This window comes from Mycobacterium szulgai (assembly GCF_002116635.1).
GTDB lineage: Bacteria > Actinomycetota > Actinomycetes > Mycobacteriales > Mycobacteriaceae > Mycobacterium > Mycobacterium szulgai.
In genome coordinates this window covers 1-18,544 of sequence record NZ_LQPW01000171.1, presented here as the reverse complement: position 1 = coordinate 18,544, position 18,544 = coordinate 1, and the positions used below count along the sequence as shown (strand labels likewise).

The 18,544-nt window shown below is 63.1% G+C and carries 13 protein-coding genes and 3 pseudogenes; 7 read left to right on the top strand and 9 right to left on the bottom strand.

Annotated elements, in window-relative coordinates; genetic code table 11:
- Nucleotides 1-41: 41 nt before the first annotated feature.
- Nucleotides 42-722, top strand: coding sequence for a DUF6629 family protein (locus AWC27_RS26970; protein ID WP_085673746.1), 681 nt, complete (start codon nucleotides 42-44; stop codon nucleotides 720-722).
- A gap of 15 nt (nucleotides 723-737) precedes the next feature.
- Here AWC27_RS26970 and AWC27_RS26965 read toward each other — a convergent pair whose 3' ends face one another.
- Entirely contained in the window at nucleotides 738-3,002 is a 2,265-nt protein-coding gene (locus AWC27_RS26965; protein ID WP_085673596.1) for a molybdopterin-containing oxidoreductase family protein, read from the bottom strand.
- 321 nt (nucleotides 3,003-3,323) lie between these two features.
- Here AWC27_RS26965 and AWC27_RS26960 point away from each other — a divergent pair, with 321 nt between their 5' ends.
- The 4 genes and pseudogenes from AWC27_RS26960 to AWC27_RS26945 all read left to right on the top strand — a co-directional run bounded on the left by AWC27_RS26960 (nucleotide 3,324) and on the right by AWC27_RS26945 (nucleotide 7,690).
- Complete coding sequence (locus AWC27_RS26960) at nucleotides 3,324-4,160, top strand: GNAT family N-acetyltransferase (RefSeq protein WP_085673594.1); 837 nt, start codon at nucleotides 3,324-3,326, stop codon at nucleotides 4,158-4,160.
- A 108-nt stretch (nucleotides 4,161-4,268) separates the two neighbouring features.
- Nucleotides 4,269-4,561, top strand: a pseudogene (locus tag AWC27_RS26955) (leucine zipper domain-containing protein); the annotation flags it as partial.
- Between the two features lie 454 nt (nucleotides 4,562-5,015).
- Complete coding sequence (locus tag AWC27_RS26950; RefSeq protein ID WP_085673592.1) at nucleotides 5,016-5,882, top strand: hypothetical protein; 867 nt, start codon at nucleotides 5,016-5,018, stop codon at nucleotides 5,880-5,882.
- Between the two features lie 155 nt (nucleotides 5,883-6,037).
- Entirely contained in the window at nucleotides 6,038-7,690 is a 1,653-nt protein-coding gene (locus AWC27_RS26945; protein WP_085673591.1) for a PPE family protein, read from the top strand.
- A gap of 36 nt (nucleotides 7,691-7,726) precedes the next feature.
- Here AWC27_RS26945 and AWC27_RS26940 read toward each other — a convergent pair whose 3' ends face one another.
- From AWC27_RS26940 to AWC27_RS26930, 3 genes are all read right to left on the bottom strand, one after another.
- Nucleotides 7,727-10,642 (bottom strand): MMPL/RND family transporter, encoded by a 2,916-nt coding sequence (locus AWC27_RS26940; RefSeq protein WP_085673589.1) that lies wholly within the window; start codon nucleotides 10,640-10,642, stop codon nucleotides 7,727-7,729.
- Nucleotides 10,639-11,067, bottom strand: coding sequence for an MmpS family transport accessory protein (locus AWC27_RS26935; protein WP_169726877.1), 429 nt, complete (start codon nucleotides 11,065-11,067; stop codon nucleotides 10,639-10,641). Before AWC27_RS26935 ends, AWC27_RS26940 begins: the two co-directional genes overlap by 4 nt.
- Nucleotides 11,068-11,290: 223 nt before the next feature.
- Entirely contained in the window at nucleotides 11,291-11,920 is a 630-nt protein-coding gene (locus tag AWC27_RS26930; protein ID WP_085673587.1) for a TetR family transcriptional regulator, read from the bottom strand.
- Nucleotides 11,921-12,100: 180 nt separating this feature from the next.
- On the opposite strand from AWC27_RS26930, the gene AWC27_RS26925 reads away from it, so the two are divergent.
- Nucleotides 12,101-13,321 carry an MFS transporter gene (locus tag AWC27_RS26925; protein ID WP_085673585.1) on the top strand — a complete coding sequence of 407 codons (1,221 nt, stop codon included), beginning with the start codon at nucleotides 12,101-12,103 and terminating at the stop codon, nucleotides 13,319-13,321.
- 9 nt (nucleotides 13,322-13,330) lie between these two features.
- On the opposite strand, the pseudogene larC2 reads toward AWC27_RS26925, so the two are convergent.
- The 3 genes and pseudogenes from larC2 to larE all read right to left on the bottom strand — a co-directional run.
- Nucleotides 13,331-14,404: pseudogene (gene larC2 / locus AWC27_RS26920) on the bottom strand (nickel pincer cofactor biosynthesis protein LarC2); the annotation flags it as partial.
- A gap of 65 nt (nucleotides 14,405-14,469) precedes the next feature.
- Nucleotides 14,470-15,126, bottom strand: a complete 657-nt coding sequence (gene larB / locus AWC27_RS26915; protein WP_139837243.1) for a nickel pincer cofactor biosynthesis protein LarB — start codon at nucleotides 15,124-15,126, stop codon at nucleotides 14,470-14,472.
- Nucleotides 15,123-15,920, bottom strand: coding sequence for an ATP-dependent sacrificial sulfur transferase LarE (gene larE / locus AWC27_RS26910; RefSeq protein WP_085673582.1), 798 nt, complete (start codon nucleotides 15,918-15,920; stop codon nucleotides 15,123-15,125). Before larE ends, larB begins: the two co-directional genes overlap by 4 nt.
- A gap of 406 nt (nucleotides 15,921-16,326) precedes the next feature.
- On the opposite strand from larE, the gene AWC27_RS26905 reads away from it, so the two are divergent.
- On the top strand, nucleotides 16,327-16,593 hold the full coding sequence (locus tag AWC27_RS26905; RefSeq protein ID WP_085673580.1) for a hypothetical protein: 267 nt from the start codon (nucleotides 16,327-16,329) through the stop codon (nucleotides 16,591-16,593).
- A 6-nt stretch (nucleotides 16,594-16,599) separates the two neighbouring features.
- Here the strand turns inward: AWC27_RS26905 and AWC27_RS26900 are convergent, their stop codons facing one another.
- Nucleotides 16,600-17,211: a TetR/AcrR family transcriptional regulator gene (locus AWC27_RS26900; RefSeq protein WP_085673741.1), complete on the bottom strand. Its 612-nt coding sequence runs from the start codon at nucleotides 17,209-17,211 to the stop codon at nucleotides 16,600-16,602.
- 105 nt (nucleotides 17,212-17,316) lie between these two features.
- Nucleotides 17,317-18,544, bottom strand: a pseudogene (locus tag AWC27_RS31380) (hypothetical protein); the annotation flags it as partial.

The window sequence follows — 18,544 nt, the reverse complement described above, 5'->3', positions numbered from 1 at the left end:
GGCAGTGGTTTGTAGTGCTGGGGCGCGGGAACACACTCGTGGTGTGTTTTTCCAGGACTGCCGATCTGGTGGTCGGTGCCGCACTGGTGCCGTTTGCCGTGGCGGCACTGCGAGAGGTGAGACACTCGCGCGAGGTACCGTTCGCGCTGCTGCCCGCGGTGTTCGCGGTCCACCAATTCGTCGAGGCCGCGATATGGCCGTCGGCGACCAGCGACGCCTTCGCCATTCACCTGGCGGTGCGCACGTATCTCTTCATCGCTATGTCGCTGTTGCCCACCCTGGTGCCACTGTCCGTATTGCTGCTTGAACCGCATGGCTTGCGGCTGCGGGTGGCGCCCTTTGTGATTCTCGGCGGGGTCGTATCGGCCTATCTCGGCTACGTCGTTCTCTGTCGGCCCGTCAAAGTCGTCGTGCATCCCCACACGCTGGAATATCAGCAGTCAGTCCAGCACGGCATTGTCTGGGCGGTTCTCTACATCATTGCCGTCATCGGGCCCGCACTCCTGTCGGGCTACCCCTCGATAGTGGCGTTCGGAGCGCTGAATCTGGTGGGGCTCGTGGTGGTGGCCCTTGTCTATATCCATGCATTCGCATCACTGTGGTGCATCTATGCCGCTGCGGTATCGATGCTCGTGCTGGTGCACATGATTCGCCGTCGGCGACTTCCCGACGCGCACCGCTCGCTGGGAGGGGCGCTGCATTCAGCGGTACGAAGCATCTGACCGCCAAGCTCCGGCTTACCGCTTTTCCGGCGCCTCCGTGGATGGATCCAGTTGTGCCGAGCCTGATCCTGCGACAGCTACGTAGGTCGAACTCATCGCTGGGGTTTGCGACAGCGGGTCCACCGGCCCCGCGTCGATCAGCAGGTTGCGGTTCACGCCGAACGATTGCGTCGCAGATCCCTTGTGCGGGTCGAAGATTCGCGAGCCCCAGCCGTGATCGATGACAATGACGCCAGGTCTGGGCCGGTCGCTGAGTTCGGCTCTGATCTCGACCGCGCCGACTGGTGAATACACCCTTACCAGGTCGCCATCGCTGATGCCGAGTGCGGCAGCGTCGGTGGGATGGATCAGCACGACATTGCCCTTCCCGCCGGGGTGCAGGCCGGGCAACTCGTTGAGGTATGAGTTCATCGAATGGCGGTTGCGGCGGTTGCCGAGCTGGAACGGGTAACCGGGAGGAGCATCGGGGGGCGACGCGGCGAGCAGTTCTCGCGCCCGACCGACAAGTTCGGGTGGCGCGACGTGCACGCGCTTATCGGGGGTGCGCAACGCGGCCGCGAAGTGACCGTACTCTCGCGGCCCGAGCACCATTCCATGCGGATTGGCAAGCAGCTCACGCCATTTCAACTTGTGACCGTTCACCTTGTGTGACGTTGCCACGAGGATTCGGTTGATCCAGTGCGGTGTGAACGCCAGCCCAGGTCGGCGCGTCAGCCGGGCCAGGCGCCGGGTGGCTTTGATGAAGCCGTTGACGCCCCGGATCCCGAACAGCGGAACGTCCATCGCCAGCGCCAGGTCGACGAAGATGCGCCATTCCTCGCGTGCGCTCTGCGGCGGATCGACGGCGTGGATCCCGTATTGCACGTACGGTTCGTCGTGCAGATTGCTGGTGAAGGCGAGCAGGTCGTCACGTTCGAGCCAGTGCACCGCGGGCAGCAGCCAGTGCGCATGGCGATGGCTTTCGCGCTGGACGAAGTCGATGGCCACCAGCAGATCCAGTTGTGCGAGTGCCCCATCCAGGGCCGCACCCTGGGGGCCGGAGACTACCGGGTTGCCGGCGTCGATCACCAAAGCGCGGATCTGCCCGCGGCCCGGAGTGGTGATCTCGGCCGGCAGTTCGCTCAGCGCGTGCGCGCCGGCGACCATCGCGCGACCCGTCAGCCGGCTCTTGTGGTCAGGTGTCCTGGCCGCGGCCGCCAATCGCAGTGCGTCGACATACCCGGCCTCGAACCGGCGACCGCCGGGGCGATCCATTCGCCCGGTGATCACATTGAGCACCTGACCCAGCCATTCGCCGACGGCGCCGGACACATGCAGCGAGATGCCGGTGCGGGTGACCGCCATCGCGGTTTTGGCGGTGGCGAATCCCCTTGCGATGCATTCGATCTGGGCGCGCGGCACATCACAGCGGTACGCCAGGTCGTCAAGTGAGGCCTCGGTCGCCAGCTCTCGCAGTGCCGGCATGCCGATGGTGAGTTGCCGGCAATCGCCGGAGTGCTCGAGGCGTTCATCGAGAATCACTTTGACCATCGCCAGCAACAGCGCCCAATCGTGACCTGGACGCACCGCGACATGGATGTCGGCCTTGTCGGCGGATTCGGTGCGCAATGGGTCGACGACGACGATTTTGGCGCCCTGCCGCTGCCGGGCCAGCGCGCGCTGCCAGCCACCCGGGGCGCTTTCCACCCAATTCCAAGCGCTCACTGCGGGATTGGCGCCGATCAGCAAGAAGTAGTCGCAGTGGTCGATGTCGGAGACGGGCACCATTATCGCCGAACCGTACATAGCCTCGGCCACCACGTGCAGCGCGTTCTGGTCGACCGAGCCCACCGCATACCGGTTATAGCTGCCGATCGCGTCGAGCCAGCCGTTGAGGAAGATCAGGTTGGACAACGAGTATGCGGCCGGATTCCCGTAATAGGCCGCAATGGCGTCAGGCCCGTCGGCGTCGATCAGCGCCGTCATGCGGGCGGCGATATCCGAGATCGCCTCATCCCACGTCGCCTCGACGTAGTGATCGCCAACCCGCCGCATCGGGGCGAGGATCCGGCGTGGATGCTCGACGAGCTGGGCTGCGGTGCGGCCTTTGGCACAGAAATCCTGCCAACTGTGCGGATTCTGCTTGTCGGCCGATATTTTGCGCACCCGATTCGCTTCGACGCTGACCTCGATACCGCATGAGGCCAGGCAATAGCGGCAGAAGGTGAACACCGTCTGGGCGCCTTCTCGGTCCGGCGGGGCTTGGTTGTTGGGTGCCACCACTTGAGGGTGTTGTCCCATCGTCAGAGCGTGACATTCACGCCCCAATTTGTATAGGTCGGTCGTGTCTACCAGGCATTTCACAGCGTGTTGACAGCACTCTCGGGGTATGGCCCGCCTCGGCAGCGGTGCTACCGTGCGGCAATGAGATCCGTTTAGCGGATTAAAAAGATCCGTATAACGGATCAGCAACATTGGGAGAGGAGGTGAGTCCATGTCTTATGAAGTGTTGTTTGCCGAGATAGAGGTCGTATACACGCAGCCGGCGTTCCAGCCCAGCGCCATCGTCGATTGATCAAAAAGGGGGCGGCGGGGGCGAAAGATTGGCAGAAAGAAGTATCTATGTCGCACGGCAGATTTCCTCCCGCCAACCCGACTGTGTCGGTGGTGTGCGATCTGGCGGCGGTGAGCCGAGTACTCGACGATGATCCGGTTGTGACCTGCATGTGTGCCGAACTCGCGGAGAACCCACGTGGCGCCGGCGGCGAACTCTGGACCTGTGGCAGGGTTGACGAATCGCTGTGCTACTCCGGCGCCGCCCTCATCCCCCTGCGTGGCCTGCCCGTCGAGCTGGAGTCCTTTGCCGACAAGGCGTTGCGGGGCTCACGGCGATACACGTGGCTGATGGGGCGTCCCGAGCTGGCAATCCCCATGTGGCAGCGATTGGCGCCCGTCTGGGGCCCAGCGCGATATGTGCGGGCGGATCAGCCAGTGCTGGCCATCGACCGTATGCCCGATTGCGCGGTCGACCCCGCCGTGCGGCAAGTCGAACCCTGTGAGCTGGAGGCTTACCGAGCGGCGACCGCGACAGAGATACGCGACGAATTCGGGGTCGATCCCGACGTCGATGCAGCCGGCCGCAACTATCGCCGCCGGCTGGCCCATATCATCGCGGCCGGCAGGGCTTGGGCCCGGTTCGAGGACGGTGCGGTGGTCTTCAAAGCCGAAGTAGGCGTCCAATCCGCGAGAGCTGCTCTGATTCAGGGGGTTTGGGTACATCCGCAGTGGCGTGGCCGTGGCCTATGCGCACCGGGCACCGCTGCGGTGGTCAGCTCGATTGTCGGCGCCGGACGCATCGCGTGCGGCTACGTAGCACACTCCAACGCGCCGGCCCGCGCCGCTTACGACCGCGTCGGTTTCACCCAGGTCGGCAGCGTCGTCTCGATTTTGCTGGCCTAGGTGTACTGACCACGGACGTTGGTGACGCGGCGTGGCGTGGTGACATGAAGAAGACCTCCGAGTGAAGTGCGAGCTGTCTAGGAACGCATTTCTCACCAGGAGGTCTTCGTGGTCCACCGTAATGCCCCGCTGTCAGAAACCGGCCGATTGCGGCTGGCTCGATGCATCGTTGACGATCACTGGCCGCTGCGGCGGGCCGCTGAGCGACTTCAAGTCTCGGTCACCACAGCGGCGCGTGGGCAGACCGGTATCGCCAAGCAGCGGGCATGGCCGACCGGAGCTCGCGGCCGCATTGCAGTCCCTGCCGCACTCCGACCCGTCGCGAGCGTCGAATCATCAAGGTCCGAGTCATCCGGCGTTGGGGCCCAGCACGAATCGCCTACCTACTAGGTATGCACCCTCGGCGGCCAACCACCCGTCACCCGCGTAACTGACCTGTCAGGTCAGTACACCTAGGTCTACGGCTCTGCCGAACGCGTCGCCGCGCGAGGCGCTGTACACTCGCTCAGCACCGCTGCTAGAGTCCTCCAGCCAGAGCACTGTCGCGGCGGGAGGCCATGGCTGAGTCCATTGAGCAATTTCGGAGTCGGACGCCGACCTGGTTGTCCGGCAATATGCCGCAAATCGAGCCCGTGCAGGCGCTTCTCGACCTCGACGCAGAGGAGTCGTGGCCACATATCACGATGTCGAAACCGGCGCCGGGCCGCCAGATCGCGAGCATAGGTGGCGGTACCACCGTGATGGCGCGCAACGTCATTGGCGAAACACGTGTTGCACTTCCGGCGTGAGTACGCCCCGACCGCGGCGTGCCGTCAATCACGTGGCGCGGAGTAAACGCGAGAAGGGTGGTCCACAATGAGCGACCGACTGCGAGACATTCGCGAGCTGACCAACGACGCCGATGCCTACCGGGACGAACTGTTCCGGCGCTGGACCGGTCTGCTGAGCTACCGCTACATCGGTCGCAAGCACTCGTCGATGGACCTCGGTGAGAGCGATGACACCGTCACCATCCGCCGCGACATGCGCAACGCCGCCGGCGGCATCATGGTTGCGCCGCTGGCTATTTCATCACCGGAGGGATGCCAGACCGACCTTGTGGCGGTACCCAACCCGGTCGTCGCATCGGTCCAGATCATCGACCCCGGCCACGACGTCAGCAGAATCCAGATCGTCGGTTCCGGTGTTGTGCACCAGGGTCGCACCATGGGCTACGGGCGGTGCAAGATCGTCGACGCCGACAACCCCAACCGGGTGATCGCCTTCAATGAGGGACAGGGCGCGATCATCGGTACGCCGCCGGAAGGCCTGGACCGGATGGATGTTTCGGGCACGGAACTGGTTATTGAAGACTCAACCGACCTGCCGCCGCTGTGGCAGGCGTTCGGCGCGACCCGGCGCGACGGCGGCCATTGGGTGTTGCCGGCACTGAGCGCCGAATTCGCCTCGCCGGACGCCGCACTGCACATCGGACCTCAACATGTCGTCCTCGAGACCGCGGCGACCGAGCTTGCCGTCGAGCTCGCGGGGAGCACCAAAGTTCAGGTCATCAGCTGGCATGTGATGTTCATGTCGCGCGGCAAGGTCGGCCCGTTCCGGGTGGAGGGGCAGGCGTGCGCGGGCGGCCCCGGGCGCATCGGCGTACGCATGCTCTTGCACGACGAAGGACACGCGGACAAGGCCATCACCTCGGCCGCGGCGGTGTTCGACGTGGTGAATTGAAACGACAGTCGCCCCGATGGCGTCGCGAGAACCATCTTCGCGGAATCGCATTGGGGTATGTCCAAATGTTCTAGGGTCTGTGATGCCGCGCGGCTCGATTGGCAACCAGTGACCATGCGGGTCACGGCGAGCTGTCGTTGCAGAAGAGTTGACTGATGGAATTTCCGCTCTTGCCGCCCGAAATGAACTCGGCGCGCATGTTTCTCGGAGCGGGGTCAGAGCCGATGTTGGCGGCGGCAGCGGCCTGGGAGGGGCTGGCCGCCGAGTTAAGCACTGCTGCCGACGCATTCCGCTCGGTGACCGCCGGACTGGTGGACTCCGCTTGGCAGGGGCGGGCCGCGGCGGCCATGGTGGCCGCGGCGTCGCCCTACGCGGGCTGGCTGGCCGCAGCAACAGCCCGGGCCGAGACCGCTGCGGGGTATGCCCGAGCGACGGCGACGGCATTCGAAGCCGCACGGGCGGCCACGGTGCATCCGGCTTCGGTGACGGTCAACCGCTCCCAGCTGGTGTCGTTGATACGGTCAAATCTGTTGGGCCTGAATGCCCCTGCGATTGCGGCTGCCGAGGCTGTATATGAGCAGATGTGGGCACAGGATGTCACCGCGATGGTGAGCTACTACAGCCGAGCCTCGGCGGCGGCGGTGCAATTGTCGCCATGGCAGTCGTTGGCAAAGCTCCCTGCGATCGAATTCGGCATCGGCAACAAAGGAAATCTCAACCTGGGCAACGGCAACAACGGACTGGCTAACTTCGGCAACGGAAACCTCGGGAACACAAACCTCGGCAGCGGAAACAACGGCAGCTCCAACCTCGGTAGTGGAAATAACGGCAGCCAGAACCTCGGCAGCGGAAACAACGGCAGCCAAAACGTCGGCATAGCGAACCAGGGCAACGGAAACTTCGGCCCTGCAAACCTCGGCAGCGCCAATTTCGGTTTAGCCAACCTCGGCAGCGGAAACATTGGCGCTACGAATATCGGCAAAGACAATATCGGGTTGGCAAACAGTGGTAGCGCCAACCGGGGCATCGCGAACAGCGGCGACAACAACTTCGGTTTGTGGAACACGGGTAACGGCAACATAGGCATCGGACTCACCGGAGACAACAAGATCGGCTTCGGGGGCTTGAATTCAGGCTCTGGGAATACCGGCCTCTTTTGTTCGGGCACCGGCAACGCGGGTTTCTTCAACTCCGGTGACAGTAACACCGGCGTGTTGAACGCGGGTTCCAAGAATTGGGGACTATTCAACTCGGGCGGCGTCAACACCGGTTTCGGCAATTCAGGCTCATCGAGCACCGGATTTTTCAACTCTGCCACCGCCGACACCGGCTTCGGTAACTCGGCTGAGAGCAATACCGGCTTTCTCAATTCGGGTACCGCCAATACCGGCAGCTTCAACGCCGGTAGTCACAACTGGGGCAGTAACAACGCAGGCAACCTCAACAGCGGCTCCGGCAACTCCGGCGACACCAACACGGGGTTCTGGAACTCCGGAGATCTCAACACCAGCGTCGGCAGCACCATCACGGGGCCCGGTGTCAGCTCCGGGTTCTTCAACACCGGAACCGGCAGTTCCGGCTTCTTCAACGCGGGAAACGACAGCTCGGGTTTCCAGAATGCGGGTGCCGATGCTTCCGGAGTGCGTAACTCGGCACCGTCCTCGGGTTACTTCAACGCAAGCGGGGCGAGCTCGGGCGTATTGAACTCGGGGTTCCTGTTCAATTCGGGATTTCTAACCACCGGCTTCGGCAACTCGGGCGTGTACAACTCGGGCACCTTCCTGTCCGGCTTCGGACGCCGCAATTGAGGCCCAATTGGGCCTCCGATTGAGCCCCCTACCCGGCTAGACCGAGGTCAGCGATTGCTTCTTGGCGGGTTCCTCGGTTGGAGTGGGCCAGGGCGAGGGGACCGGGCGTTGCCGGACGTGTTGTGGCCACCAGAACCACTTGCCCAGCAGCGCGGCGATCGACGGCGTCATTAAGGACCGGACGATCAAGGTGTCGAACAAGAGGCCCAGGCCGATGGTGGTACCCACCTGTCCGATCACGATGAGCTGGCTGACCGCCATCGTCATCATCGTGAAGGCGAACACGAGCCCCGCCGAGGTGACCACCGACCCGGTACCGCCCATGGCCCGGATGATGCCGGTGTTCAGGCCGGCGTGGATTTCCTCTTTGAAACGGGACACCAGCAGCAGGTTGTAGTCGGCACCGACGGCCAGCAGGATGATGACCGACATCGCCAGAACCATCCAGTGCAGTTCGATGCCGATCAGGTGCTGCCAGACGAGCACCGAAAGCCCGAAAGACGCACCCAGAGAAAGCAATACGGTCCCCACGATCACCGCTGATGCCACCACGCTTCGGGTGATGATCAGCATGATGATGAAAATCAGGCACATGGAGGCGATTCCGGCGATCAGCAGGTCGTAGTTGCTGCCGTCCTGCATGTCTTTGAAGGTGGCCGCGGTACCGCCGAGGAGGATCTTGGAGCCCTCCATGGGCGTGCCCTTGAGCGCCTCGTAGGTGGCCTTCTTGATTGCGTCGATATGTGAAATGCCATCTGCGGAAAGGGGATCACCGTCGTGGCTGATGATGAAGCGCATCGCGTGGCCGTCGGGGGAGATGAAGTTCTTCATACCCTTCTTGAACTCGGGGTTGTCGAACGTCTCCGGCGGCAGGTAGAACGAGTCGTCGTTGCGTGACGCATCGAAAGCCTTGCCCATGGCAGACGAGTCGCGCTGCGCGCGTTGCTGCTGTTCCAGCAGACCCTTCTGGGTCGAATACATGGTCAGCATCATGGTTTTCATGTTCTTCATGTTCTGGATCATCTCGGGCATCAGCGCGACCATCTTCGGCATGAGCGTGTCGATGTGATCCATGACAGGGAGCAGGCTCTGGATGTCGTCGGTCATCGTGTCGATGCCATCGAGGGCGTCGAATACCGACCGCAGCGACCAGCACACCGGGATGTCGAAGCAGTGCTTCTCCCAGTAGAAGTAGGACCGGATGGGCCGGAAGAAGTCCTCGAAATCGGCCATGTGGTCGCGCAATTCGGCGACGTCGATGGTCATGGCGTGCATCTTGCCCACCATCACGTGCATGTCGTCGGCCATCTGCTGGGTGATGCTCTGCATCTGAACCATGCTGTCGATGGTCGTCTGCATCTCGTCGGACTGTTTCAGCATGTCGGCGATCTGGTCTTCTTGATACTTCTGCGTCATCTGCTGGGAGACGCCCTGCATGCTGATCTGGAACGGTATGGAGGTGTGCTCGATCGGCTTGCCCTCCGGCCGGGTGATGGCCTGGACCCGACTGATCCCGGGCACCCGGAAGATCGACTTGGCGATCTTGTCGATGACCAGGAAGTCTGCGGAATTCCGCAAATCATGGTCACTTTCGATCATCAGCAGCTCGGGATTCATCCGGGCCTTGGAGAAATGCCGGTCCGCGGCGGCGTAACCGGCGTTCGCCGGTAGGTCCGCGGGCAGGTAGTTGCGATCGTTGTAGTTGGTCCGGTACCCAGGCAAAGTGAGCAGGCCGACGAGTGCGATCCCGATCGTCATCACCAGGATCGGACCAGGCCAGCGCACCACGGCGGCCCCGATCTTGCGCCAGCCGCGAATTCGCTGCGCACGCTTGGGCTCCAGTGTCTGGCGGAAGCGGGAGGCCACCGAAATGACCGCTGGACCAAGTGTGAGTGCCGCGAGCACCACCACGACCATGCCGATGGCAAGGGGGATGCCCAGCGTCTGGAAGTACGGCAGGTTGGTGAAGTGCAGGCAGAACGTGGCGCCGGCGATGGTCATGCCCGATCCGAGCACGACGTGTGCCGTGCCGTGGAACATGGTGTAGTAGGCGTCTTCTCGCGATTCACCGACGGCCCTGGCTTCCTGATAGCGGCCTATGAGGAAGATCGCGTAGTCGGTTGCGGCCGCGATGGCCAAGGTGACCAACAGGTTTGTGGCGAAGGTGGAAAGTCCGATGATTTGGTGATAGCCGAGGAAGGCGACTACGCCGCGCGCGGCGGCCAGTTCGAATACCACCATCGCCAGCGTGAGCAGGACCGTGACGATCGACCGGTAGACAAGCAGCAGCATCGCGATGATCACGATGAAGGTGGCGCCTTCGATGAGCTGCAGGCTGCGGTCACCGGCCAGATGCTGGTCGGCTTCCAGCGCCGAGGGACCGGTGACGTAGGCCTTGACTCCATTCGGCGGCGTGACGCTCTTGACGATGTGCTGCACGGCCTCGACCGAGTCGTTGGCCTTTGCCTCGCCCATGTTTCCGACGAGGTACACCTGGACGTAGGCGGCCTTGCCGTCGTTGCTCTGTGCGCCGGCCCCGGTAAGGGGGTCACTCCAGAAGTCCTGAACGTGCTCGACGTGTGCGGTGTCGGCGTCGAGCTTCTTGACGATCTGGTCGTAGAAAGCGTGTGCGTCGGCCCCGAGCGGGTTTTGACCCTCCAGCACGATCATCACCGAGCTGTTGGACTTGTACTCCTTGAACACCTCTCCGACGCGCTTGGTCGCGATCACCGATTGCGCGTCGTCGGGACTCATCGACACCGAGCGCATCTTGCCGACTTCGTCCAGCTGTGGGACGACGACGTTGAGCACCGCGATCAGCGCGATCCAGCCGATGATGACGGGAACGGCGAACTTGCGAAGGAAGTGTGGAATCGCCGGACGCGCCGCGTGTTTGGGGATGGGAGCGGTGGCCGAGTTGTCTGGGCGGGTGTCTTCGATGGTCGTGCTCATGCTGATTTCACCAGGCAGGAGGTCAGGGCGTGCACGCCGTTGGCAATTTTCTCGTCCTTGATTTCGTCGTCGACGGTGATTCGGCAGCCGAGGTAGTCACCGTCGCTTTGCGCCGAGATGTTCGGGAACACCGACGGTGCGGTCGTGCTGAGGACCAGCGTCCACGGCAACGGCGCGTTGTCGAGGCGCCGCGGTTCTGCGCTCAGATCCAGATAGTTCACGTTGGCGTGGCTCGCCGAGCCGAAGATCTCGTACTTGACGACTTTGGGCTTGAACGGTTTGGAGTCGTCCACCTTCGGGCTCGTCAACGTGTCGGCGTTCTCGGCGGTGAAGAACGACTTGACCCGGTGCACGGTAAATCCCCCGATCGCCAGCACCGCCACGATCAACAGCGGCAACCAGGCATTACGCACCATCTTTGCCATCTGCACCTACGCGATCCCTTCCCGGCTGGGCAATCCCGTTATGGTCTGCTGGTTCGCGTTGCGTTGCGCCACAACGCGTTCGAACGCCAGGTGCGCAGACAGTTCCCGATGCGGAACACGGCCCGGCTCAAGGGGTGCGAACGTCTCGCGTAACCGAGGCGTAGCCGAGTGCCGCCGCCGGACCATGGATACATGATCTGCATACTTTGCAGATTATGCAACTTTATGTGTTTCCGGTCACCGCGTCTTTGGTGAAGATGCTGTTGACCAGGGCCGCAGCTCGTTCGACGTAGGGCATGGGCGTGTCGTCGGCGTCCTCTGGCTCGCAGCTGGTCCAGCGCTCGATGCCAGAGCGCACTGCGGTCAGCGCCAGCGCAGAGATCAGGGCAGGAATCTCGTCGTCGGACCGCATCCCTTGGCGACGGGCCACGATCTCGGCCAATTGTGTTTGGAACCGCTCCAGGTCTGCCAGGAATGCCGCCAACACCGCGGGCGTCGTTTTGGCCAGTTCGAGCATGCATGCGGCCTGGTCGCGTTCCGGCGGTACGTCCCGCAGATGATGCGCGGCAAGGGTGATCAGCTCCGCGAGCACGACGGGGTAGGGAGCGGGCCCGGCGGCGACGAACTCCTCGGCAAGTTCACCGGGGATGTCTGAAGGGCCGTATGCGATAGCGGACTCTTTGTTCGGAAAGTAGTTGAAGAATGTCCGGGTCGAAACGCCGGCTTCCGAGCAGATCTCCTCGATGGTCACCTTGTCGAACCCGCGTTTCTGGATGAGGCGGATGGCGGCGCCGCGGATGTCAGCGCTGGTCTGACGCCGGCGCCGCTCGCGCAGACCCATCTCATTCGCCATGACCCCATCGTTGCACGGGATGCACGTTTTGCGGCCAATCGGCTAAAAGCGGTGTTCACGAGGTTGCAGCGGATACGCTATTCATTCGGTCGCCACGTTGATCGCAAGCAAATAGTAGTGTAGGTAACAGTTGTGTAGTGCAATAGTACGCATGAGTGTGGACCGGCGAGTCGGCGCGGCATGGTAACGCGGCAGGCCTACCATCGCGGCTACCTCACTGCCATGGTCATCGACACCACAGGCAGCGGTGTGTGGATTCCGTTCTCGCTGCTCTTCTTCACCTACGCACGCGGCATGAGGCTGGCCGACGCTGGTGCCGCGCTGACCCTGGGCAGCCTCGTCGCGCTGCTGGGCGGCGGCTTGCTGACCGGAGCCATCGTCGACCGCATCGGGCCGTTTCGCGCGGCGACGCTCAGCTCCGTGATCCGGATGATTGCCTTCCCGTTCTACCTGGCCGACAACACGCTTGCCTCGCTATCGATGATCGTGGTGGCGCTGAGCTTTGCCGGCCGGCTGTTCTGGGTGGCGCACCCGGGCATGGTAAGTGCGCTGGCGCCGTCGGAAGATGCTCGCGTCGGCCTGTTTTCGATGATCAACGCCTCGCGCAGCGTCGGCCTTGGGCTGGGTGGGCTGATCGGGTCGCTCGGAGTCTGGGCCGAGCGTGGCAGTGGGCTGTTCTGGACTTTCATCGTGCTGGCGAACGCGGTCAGCTTCGCGGTTTGCGGCTTGCTGTTCTGGCGGCTGCGCGCCTTCGATCAACAGGCCAAGCAGCGTGACGACACGGGCGTGGGCCGCTACCGCGACGTGCTGACCCAACGCCGGTTCTTGGTGTTCGTGGCCGCGATCTTCGTGGTCGCCCTGGCGAACATCGGGTTCGACTCGATATTGCCGGTGTATCTGCTCTCGCTGGGCTTCCCGATTTGGGCTCCGCCGATCACCTACCTAGTGGTCAGCATGTTGGTTGCGGCCTTCGCGCCGCTGGCGACCAAGTGGGGCCGCCGCCGGTCCGGGCTGCGGCTGTTGGCGCTGGCGGCCGGACTGCTTGGAATCACATTCGCGGCGCTCACCGTAATGGTGACGGTCGATGCCGGTCGGACGGCGCTGCTGGGCGCGTCCGTGATGCTCTTCAGCCTGGCCTCCGCCACTTTCGGCGCCACCGGGCTGAAAGTCATGTTGAGTTTCGCGCCGCCGGGTAGGACGGGTCGCCATTCTGCGGTCTACTCGTGGTCGTGGGGCATAGCCATCGCTGTGGGCCCTGGAATGTTCTCCTCGTTGTTCACCGTGGCCCTCCTGCCGTGGGTGTTCCTCGCGCTAGCGCTGGTTTTCGCGGTCGCCGCATTCCTGGCATCGTCGCGCACCACCGCACAAACGGTTGGCGCAGCCGAGGCCAGAGCGTCATAACGTCAGCATTCAATCCCATTGCGCGACAGCGGTTTGCATGCTGTCATCGGATGCAAGCCGTCGGGCTTCGGCTAACACCTGCTTTGCCGGTTGCCCGAGCGCTTGTGCGGCGGCCACCACGTCTCGCCACTCTGGGTTGACATTGACGGTTTCACCGTCGAGCCGGGCGATCTTGATCCGGATCGGTTGCCCGCCAACATGAACCAGGCTCTCCGTTCTGGCCAGTTTGTGGTGCTTGGGTACCGGCATTTCGCGCAATCCGATCGAGCTGGTCTCCCGAAATATGATGGCGCGCAGATCCGCGGCCCGGTGGCTGGGGGCCAGCACCGAAAGGGTGTGTGCGGGGCGTCCCTTCTTCATGATGATCGGGGTGAGCCAGGCGTCGTAGGCGCCGGCGGCGAGCAGGCGCTCAATGACGTAGGGCCACACCCGCGGGTCGAGGTCGTCCACGTTGGTTTCCAGCTGGACGCTGCCGGCCGGTTGGTCCACCGGCTCGCCGACGACTATGTGAAGCACGTTGGCGAGTTCGGGTGGATTGTCTTGGCCCGCACCGTATCCCACGTGATGTATAACGAGTGGGGGCATCTCGCCCCATTCGGTCACCAGCGTCACCAGCACCGCCGCGCCCACAGCTGTGGGGCATTCCACGGCGGCTGGGCCGGCGGCAACGGGCACGCCCTTGAGCAGTTCCAGGACCGCCGGGTCTGGCATCGCTGTTGTGCTGCCCAGGCTGACTGGCGAACAGTGCAGCGCCTCAAGGCCCAATTGGCGAAACCCGGCCGTTGCGCCAACCGCGTAAGCGAGCGTGCAGCACACGTCGTGAAACTTGAAGTCTCGCAGAGAAACTCGCTTTGCGTGTGACTCGGCTTCGGCCAGCCGGCGAAGGATGGTGCCGGCCGTCGTGCGAACGGGTTCCTCGACTCGGTCGAGCACTTGTTGAATCTCAAGGAGGGTTGCGTCCTCGTCGCCACCAACCTCGACCTTGGTGGCGACGACACAGCCGCGTTCGCATGTCGTCGACGTCAGCGTCACGCCAAGGCCAAGTTGGTCGATCTCCGTCTGCAACAGGCCCAACGGCACCCCCGCGTCGACGAGAGCGCCGAGCAGCATCGCCGCGGTCACCCCGGCTCGGGCGTCGATCCAGCCGATCATTTCCGGTTCAGCGCCAACAGAATTCGGTTGGCCGCACACGCCGCACCGAACCCGTTGTCGATGTTGGTGACCGCGATACCCTGCGCGCAGCTGGTCAGCATCGAGCGAAGCGCGGATTCCCCGTCGGCTGCCACGCCGTAACCGGTCGATGTAGGTACGGCGATAATGGGCTGGCCGGTGAGCCCGCCCATCACCGAGGCGAGCGCGGCGTCCATCCCGGCCACGACGATCACGACGTCGTAGGCGGTGATCTCATCGACTCTTTCCAGCAGGCGCCAGAGCCCGGCAACACCGACGTCGGCGATGAGATTAGTCGTGAAGCCGAGGAACCCAAGTGTCCGATGGGCCTCGGCTGCGACGGTGAGATCCGACGTACCAGCGGTGACAACAGCCACCGTGCCCTCCCGCGCCGGCAGGCAACCATGCATGATCGCGGTTGCCGACTCCGCGTCGTATTCCATCGAGGGCCCGGCGAGGTTACGAACGTCTTGGTACTGGGCGTCGCTCATTCGGGTGAACAGAACCGGGTTGTCGGGCCGTTCGACCAACTCGGTCACGATGGCGCGCAGCTGCCGCGTCGTCTTGTTCAGACAGAACGTAGCCTCCGGCATCCCGACGCGCGCGAGCCGGGCATAGTCGTAGCGAAGGGTCACGCTAGCAACTTAAGTGCGCGACCGGGACGATATGGTTTGTCGTCCAAAATGACTCGATTCAGCGATGGTTCCACCTTTCGCATCGCCGCGGCCACCCGGTCGATGATCTCATCGGTGACTCGTGCGTGGTCTTCGGCTGTGACTTCGATCAACACGACCTCCTCGCGCAGCCGGCACCGGACGACGTTGATCCCCGTCAGCATCTTTAACAGGTCTTCTCCGATTTCTATCGACCGAAGCCGCGACGGGGTTACGGCGGTATCCGTGTACAGGCGGCTGGCCAGGCATGGCGATGCGGGCAGCTCCGCGAAATCCAGCCCCAGCTCGCGGGCGATGGACCGGATGTCTTCCTTGTCCAGACCCGCTTCGATGTAGGGGTGGCGGACTTCGTTCTCCTCGGCGGCGATCAGACCGGGCCGGTACTCGCCGAGATCGTCAACGTTGGCGCCGCTCAACATTGTTGCGCCGGCACGGCTCGGCAATTCGCCGATCGCGGCGTAGAGGTGGCTCTTGCAGAAGTAGCAGCGGTTACGCGGATTGGCAAGATAGCGCTCGTCGTCGAACTCCGTGGAACGAACCAGCTCAAGTGTCCAGTTCTCGGCCTCGGCCTGCGCGATGACCCGCGCTGTGGCCGCCGCGGGAACGGCCGGTGTGACGGCATGGGCCACTACTGTGGTGTGCGGCGCCGCCCGGTGGGCGACGGTAGCCAAAAGCAGACTGTCTACGCCGCCGCTGCACGCCACGATGCGGGTGGGCGTGGCTGCCAGGGCTTGCTGCAGCCGACTTAATGTCATTGACCGGGGTCTCCGAAATCCATTGTCTCCCTTAAGGTATCGCGCGGTGCGTTCATATCGGCGGCCCTCGGTGGCCAGGCGTGGCGCAGCGGATCTAGGCGGCGGCTGACCCTAGCGTTAGGGTCGGCGGCAGCCGTATCGATATGCGCCTTTGATTTCTGCGGGTTCGAGTGAGCTACTCGGTGCGCAACAAGTATGCATAAAAACTATTGCATTACGCAACCATTTCTTATAAGTCCTATCTGCATTCCCGTCGCCAAGGGTCGCCCTTATGCGGCAAATCTCTTGCATCACTGTAGTCAACTGACTACAGTGATGCAATCAGATGTAGTCGTCTGACTACATCAGGCTTTTAGCTGCTCGTTCGGTTTTGCGCGAGCCGCAATGTAGAACAAGGAGAACCGGAATGAGAACAAAGAAAATTGGGGCAAGCCGGCCTCGGGGAGGAATGGTCGCGGCGGCAGGTCTCATCGCTTTCGCGGGCCTGATGACTGCCGGAGTGGGTAATGCCAATGCCGCCACGATTCAGACCGAGGGCAGTTACCCCAGTCACGCCGCGTGCATGGCCGCGGGGCCGGGCGTTCAGGCCACGACAGCTGGTGGCTGGAATAACTACTGGTGCGTTCCGGACCGCACATCGGCGGGTACCTGGCGCTTGGTATTGAGCAACTGAGCGCGCTCAGCGGCTGAGTATCACATTGAGTAGCTGAGTAAGCCATGCCCGGGCGGCGGCCTGGTCGCTGTCGAGCAGTAGCTGGATGCTTACCCCGTCGTATGCCGCAACGATGGCGCGGGCGGTAAGGGTGACGGTCTTGAGGGACGGGTGAAATTCCAGGCCGCTGGCAATCAACCGTTCTTCGATGACCTTGCGCAATTGAGCGCGGTGCACTTCCCAGCGGTGGGCGAGGTCGGGGTTGCGGGCGGCATGAAGCAGAAAGTCGATCTTGATTAGCAGCCAATCGCGTTCGAACAGCAAGGTGTCCACGATGCGCTCGACCGCTTCGGGCACGTCGGCGACAGGTTCACTGCCTTGCATCGCGGCGCGCACCTGATCGGCGGTGCGCTGGGCCCACTGGTCGTAGAGCAGAAAGAACAGTTCCTCGAGGCTGTCGAATTGGGAATAGAACGCGCCGCGGGTATAGCCGGCCGCCTCGCACACATCCTCGATGGTCACATGTCCGTATCCCTTGTCAGCGAACACTCGAAACGCGGCGTCGATGAGTCGGGCGCGGGTTTCGGCTCGGCGCTTTGTGACCCGCACGGGCTTGTCGGTGGTGGTCGTTGCCGGCATCTGTACTTCACCTCCGAATTCGCGACGTAACGGATACATTGCCACATCGGATACGTCGGAGCCACTTCGGCTTCGTGAGGGTCGGCGCCCCCCGGGTTGAGGCGCTTACCTGGTGATGTGGAAGGGCCCGATGCCGATCAGGTTGTCGCCGTTGAGCGCGATGCCGATGTTGTGGTTGCCGACGTTGAACAACCCCTGGTTGTATGTGCCGTGGTTACCCACGCCCAGGGTTTGCAGCAGGCTTAGCGGTAGCCCGCTGTTGGCGGTGCCGACATTGGCAATGCCGAGGTTGAGGGTGCCGCTGTTGCCCCAGCCGACGTTCATGTTGCCGGTGTTCCAGCCGCCGACGTTTTCGATGCCGTTGTTGGCGAAGCCGAAGCCGCCGAATTGGGTGATCGGGTTAGTGGGGGTGAAGTTGGGGCTGATGTTGTTGACGCCCACGTTGAGGGTGCCGTTGTTGAAGAACCCGATGTTGCCTTGGCCGACGTTGCCGTAGCCGTAGTTGGGCAAGTCGCCGGCGGCGGGGAGTATTGCGGACAGTGCACCGCGGTCGAAGTGCAGTGGGCCGATGCCGACGAGGTTGTCGCCGTTGAGGAAGGCGCCCAGGTTGTGGTTGCCGGTGTTGAAGAAACCCTGGTTGAAGGTGCCGTGGTTGCCCGCGCCCAGCAGTGCCAAGGGGCCTAGGGGTAGGCCGCTGTTGTTGGCGCCGATGTTGGCGATGCCGACGTTGTTGATGCCGTTATTGAAATAGCCCAGGCTGCCGAATTGGGTGATGGGGTTGGTGGGGGTGAAGTGCGGGCTGGTGTTGCCGAAGCCGATGTTGACGCTGCCGGTGTTCCAGCCGCCGACGTTTTCGAGACCGTTGTTGGCGATGCCAACCCCGCCGAACAAGGTGATCGGGTTGGTGGGGGTGAAGTTGGGGCTGGTATTGGAGATGCCGAAGTTCAAGGTGCCGTCGTTGAAGAACCCGACGTTGCCTTGGCCGACGTTGCCGTAGCCGTAGTTGGGCAAGTCGCCGGCGGCGGGGAGTATTGCGGACAGTGCACCGCGGTCGAAGTGCAGTGGGCCGATGCCGACGAGGTTGTCGCCGTTGAGGAAGGCGCCCAGGTTGTGGTTGCCGGTGTTGAAGAAACCCTGGTTGAAGGTGCCGTGGTTGCCCGCGCCCAGCAGTGCCAAGGGGCCTAGGGGTAGGCCGCTGTTGTTGGCGCCGATGTTGGCGATGCCGACGTTGTTGATGCCGTTGTTGAAATAGCCCAGGCTGCCGAATTGGGTGATGGGGTTGGTGGGGGTGAAGTGCGGGCTGGTGTTGCCGAAGCCGATGTTGACGCTGCCG

Excerpts from the sequence above, each read along its gene's own strand:
- AWC27_RS26965 (WP_085673596.1), bottom strand. The coding sequence starts at position 3,002 with ATGGGACAACACCCTCAAGTGGTGGCACCCAACAACCAAGCCCCGCCG.
- AWC27_RS26960 (WP_085673594.1), top strand. The coding sequence starts at position 3,324 with ATGTCGCACGGCAGATTTCCTCCCGCCAACCCGACTGTGTCGGTGGTG.
- AWC27_RS26950 (WP_085673592.1), top strand. The coding sequence starts at position 5,016 with ATGAGCGACCGACTGCGAGACATTCGCGAGCTGACCAACGACGCCGAT.
- AWC27_RS26945 (WP_085673591.1), top strand. The coding sequence starts at position 6,038 with ATGGAATTTCCGCTCTTGCCGCCCGAAATGAACTCGGCGCGCATGTTT.
- AWC27_RS26940 (WP_085673589.1), bottom strand. The coding sequence starts at position 10,642 with ATGAGCACGACCATCGAAGACACCCGCCCAGACAACTCGGCCACCGCT.
- AWC27_RS26935 (WP_169726877.1), bottom strand. The coding sequence starts at position 11,067 with ATGGCAAAGATGGTGCGTAATGCCTGGTTGCCGCTGTTGATCGTGGCG.
- AWC27_RS26930 (WP_085673587.1), bottom strand. The coding sequence starts at position 11,920 with ATGGCGAATGAGATGGGTCTGCGCGAGCGGCGCCGGCGTCAGACCAGC.
- AWC27_RS26925 (WP_085673585.1), top strand. The coding sequence starts at position 12,101 with ATGGTAACGCGGCAGGCCTACCATCGCGGCTACCTCACTGCCATGGTC.
- larE (WP_085673582.1), bottom strand. The coding sequence starts at position 15,920 with ATGACATTAAGTCGGCTGCAGCAAGCCCTGGCAGCCACGCCCACCCGC.
- AWC27_RS26905 (WP_085673580.1), top strand. The coding sequence starts at position 16,327 with ATGAGAACAAAGAAAATTGGGGCAAGCCGGCCTCGGGGAGGAATGGTC.
- AWC27_RS26900 (WP_085673741.1), bottom strand. The coding sequence starts at position 17,211 with ATGCCGGCAACGACCACCACCGACAAGCCCGTGCGGGTCACAAAGCGC.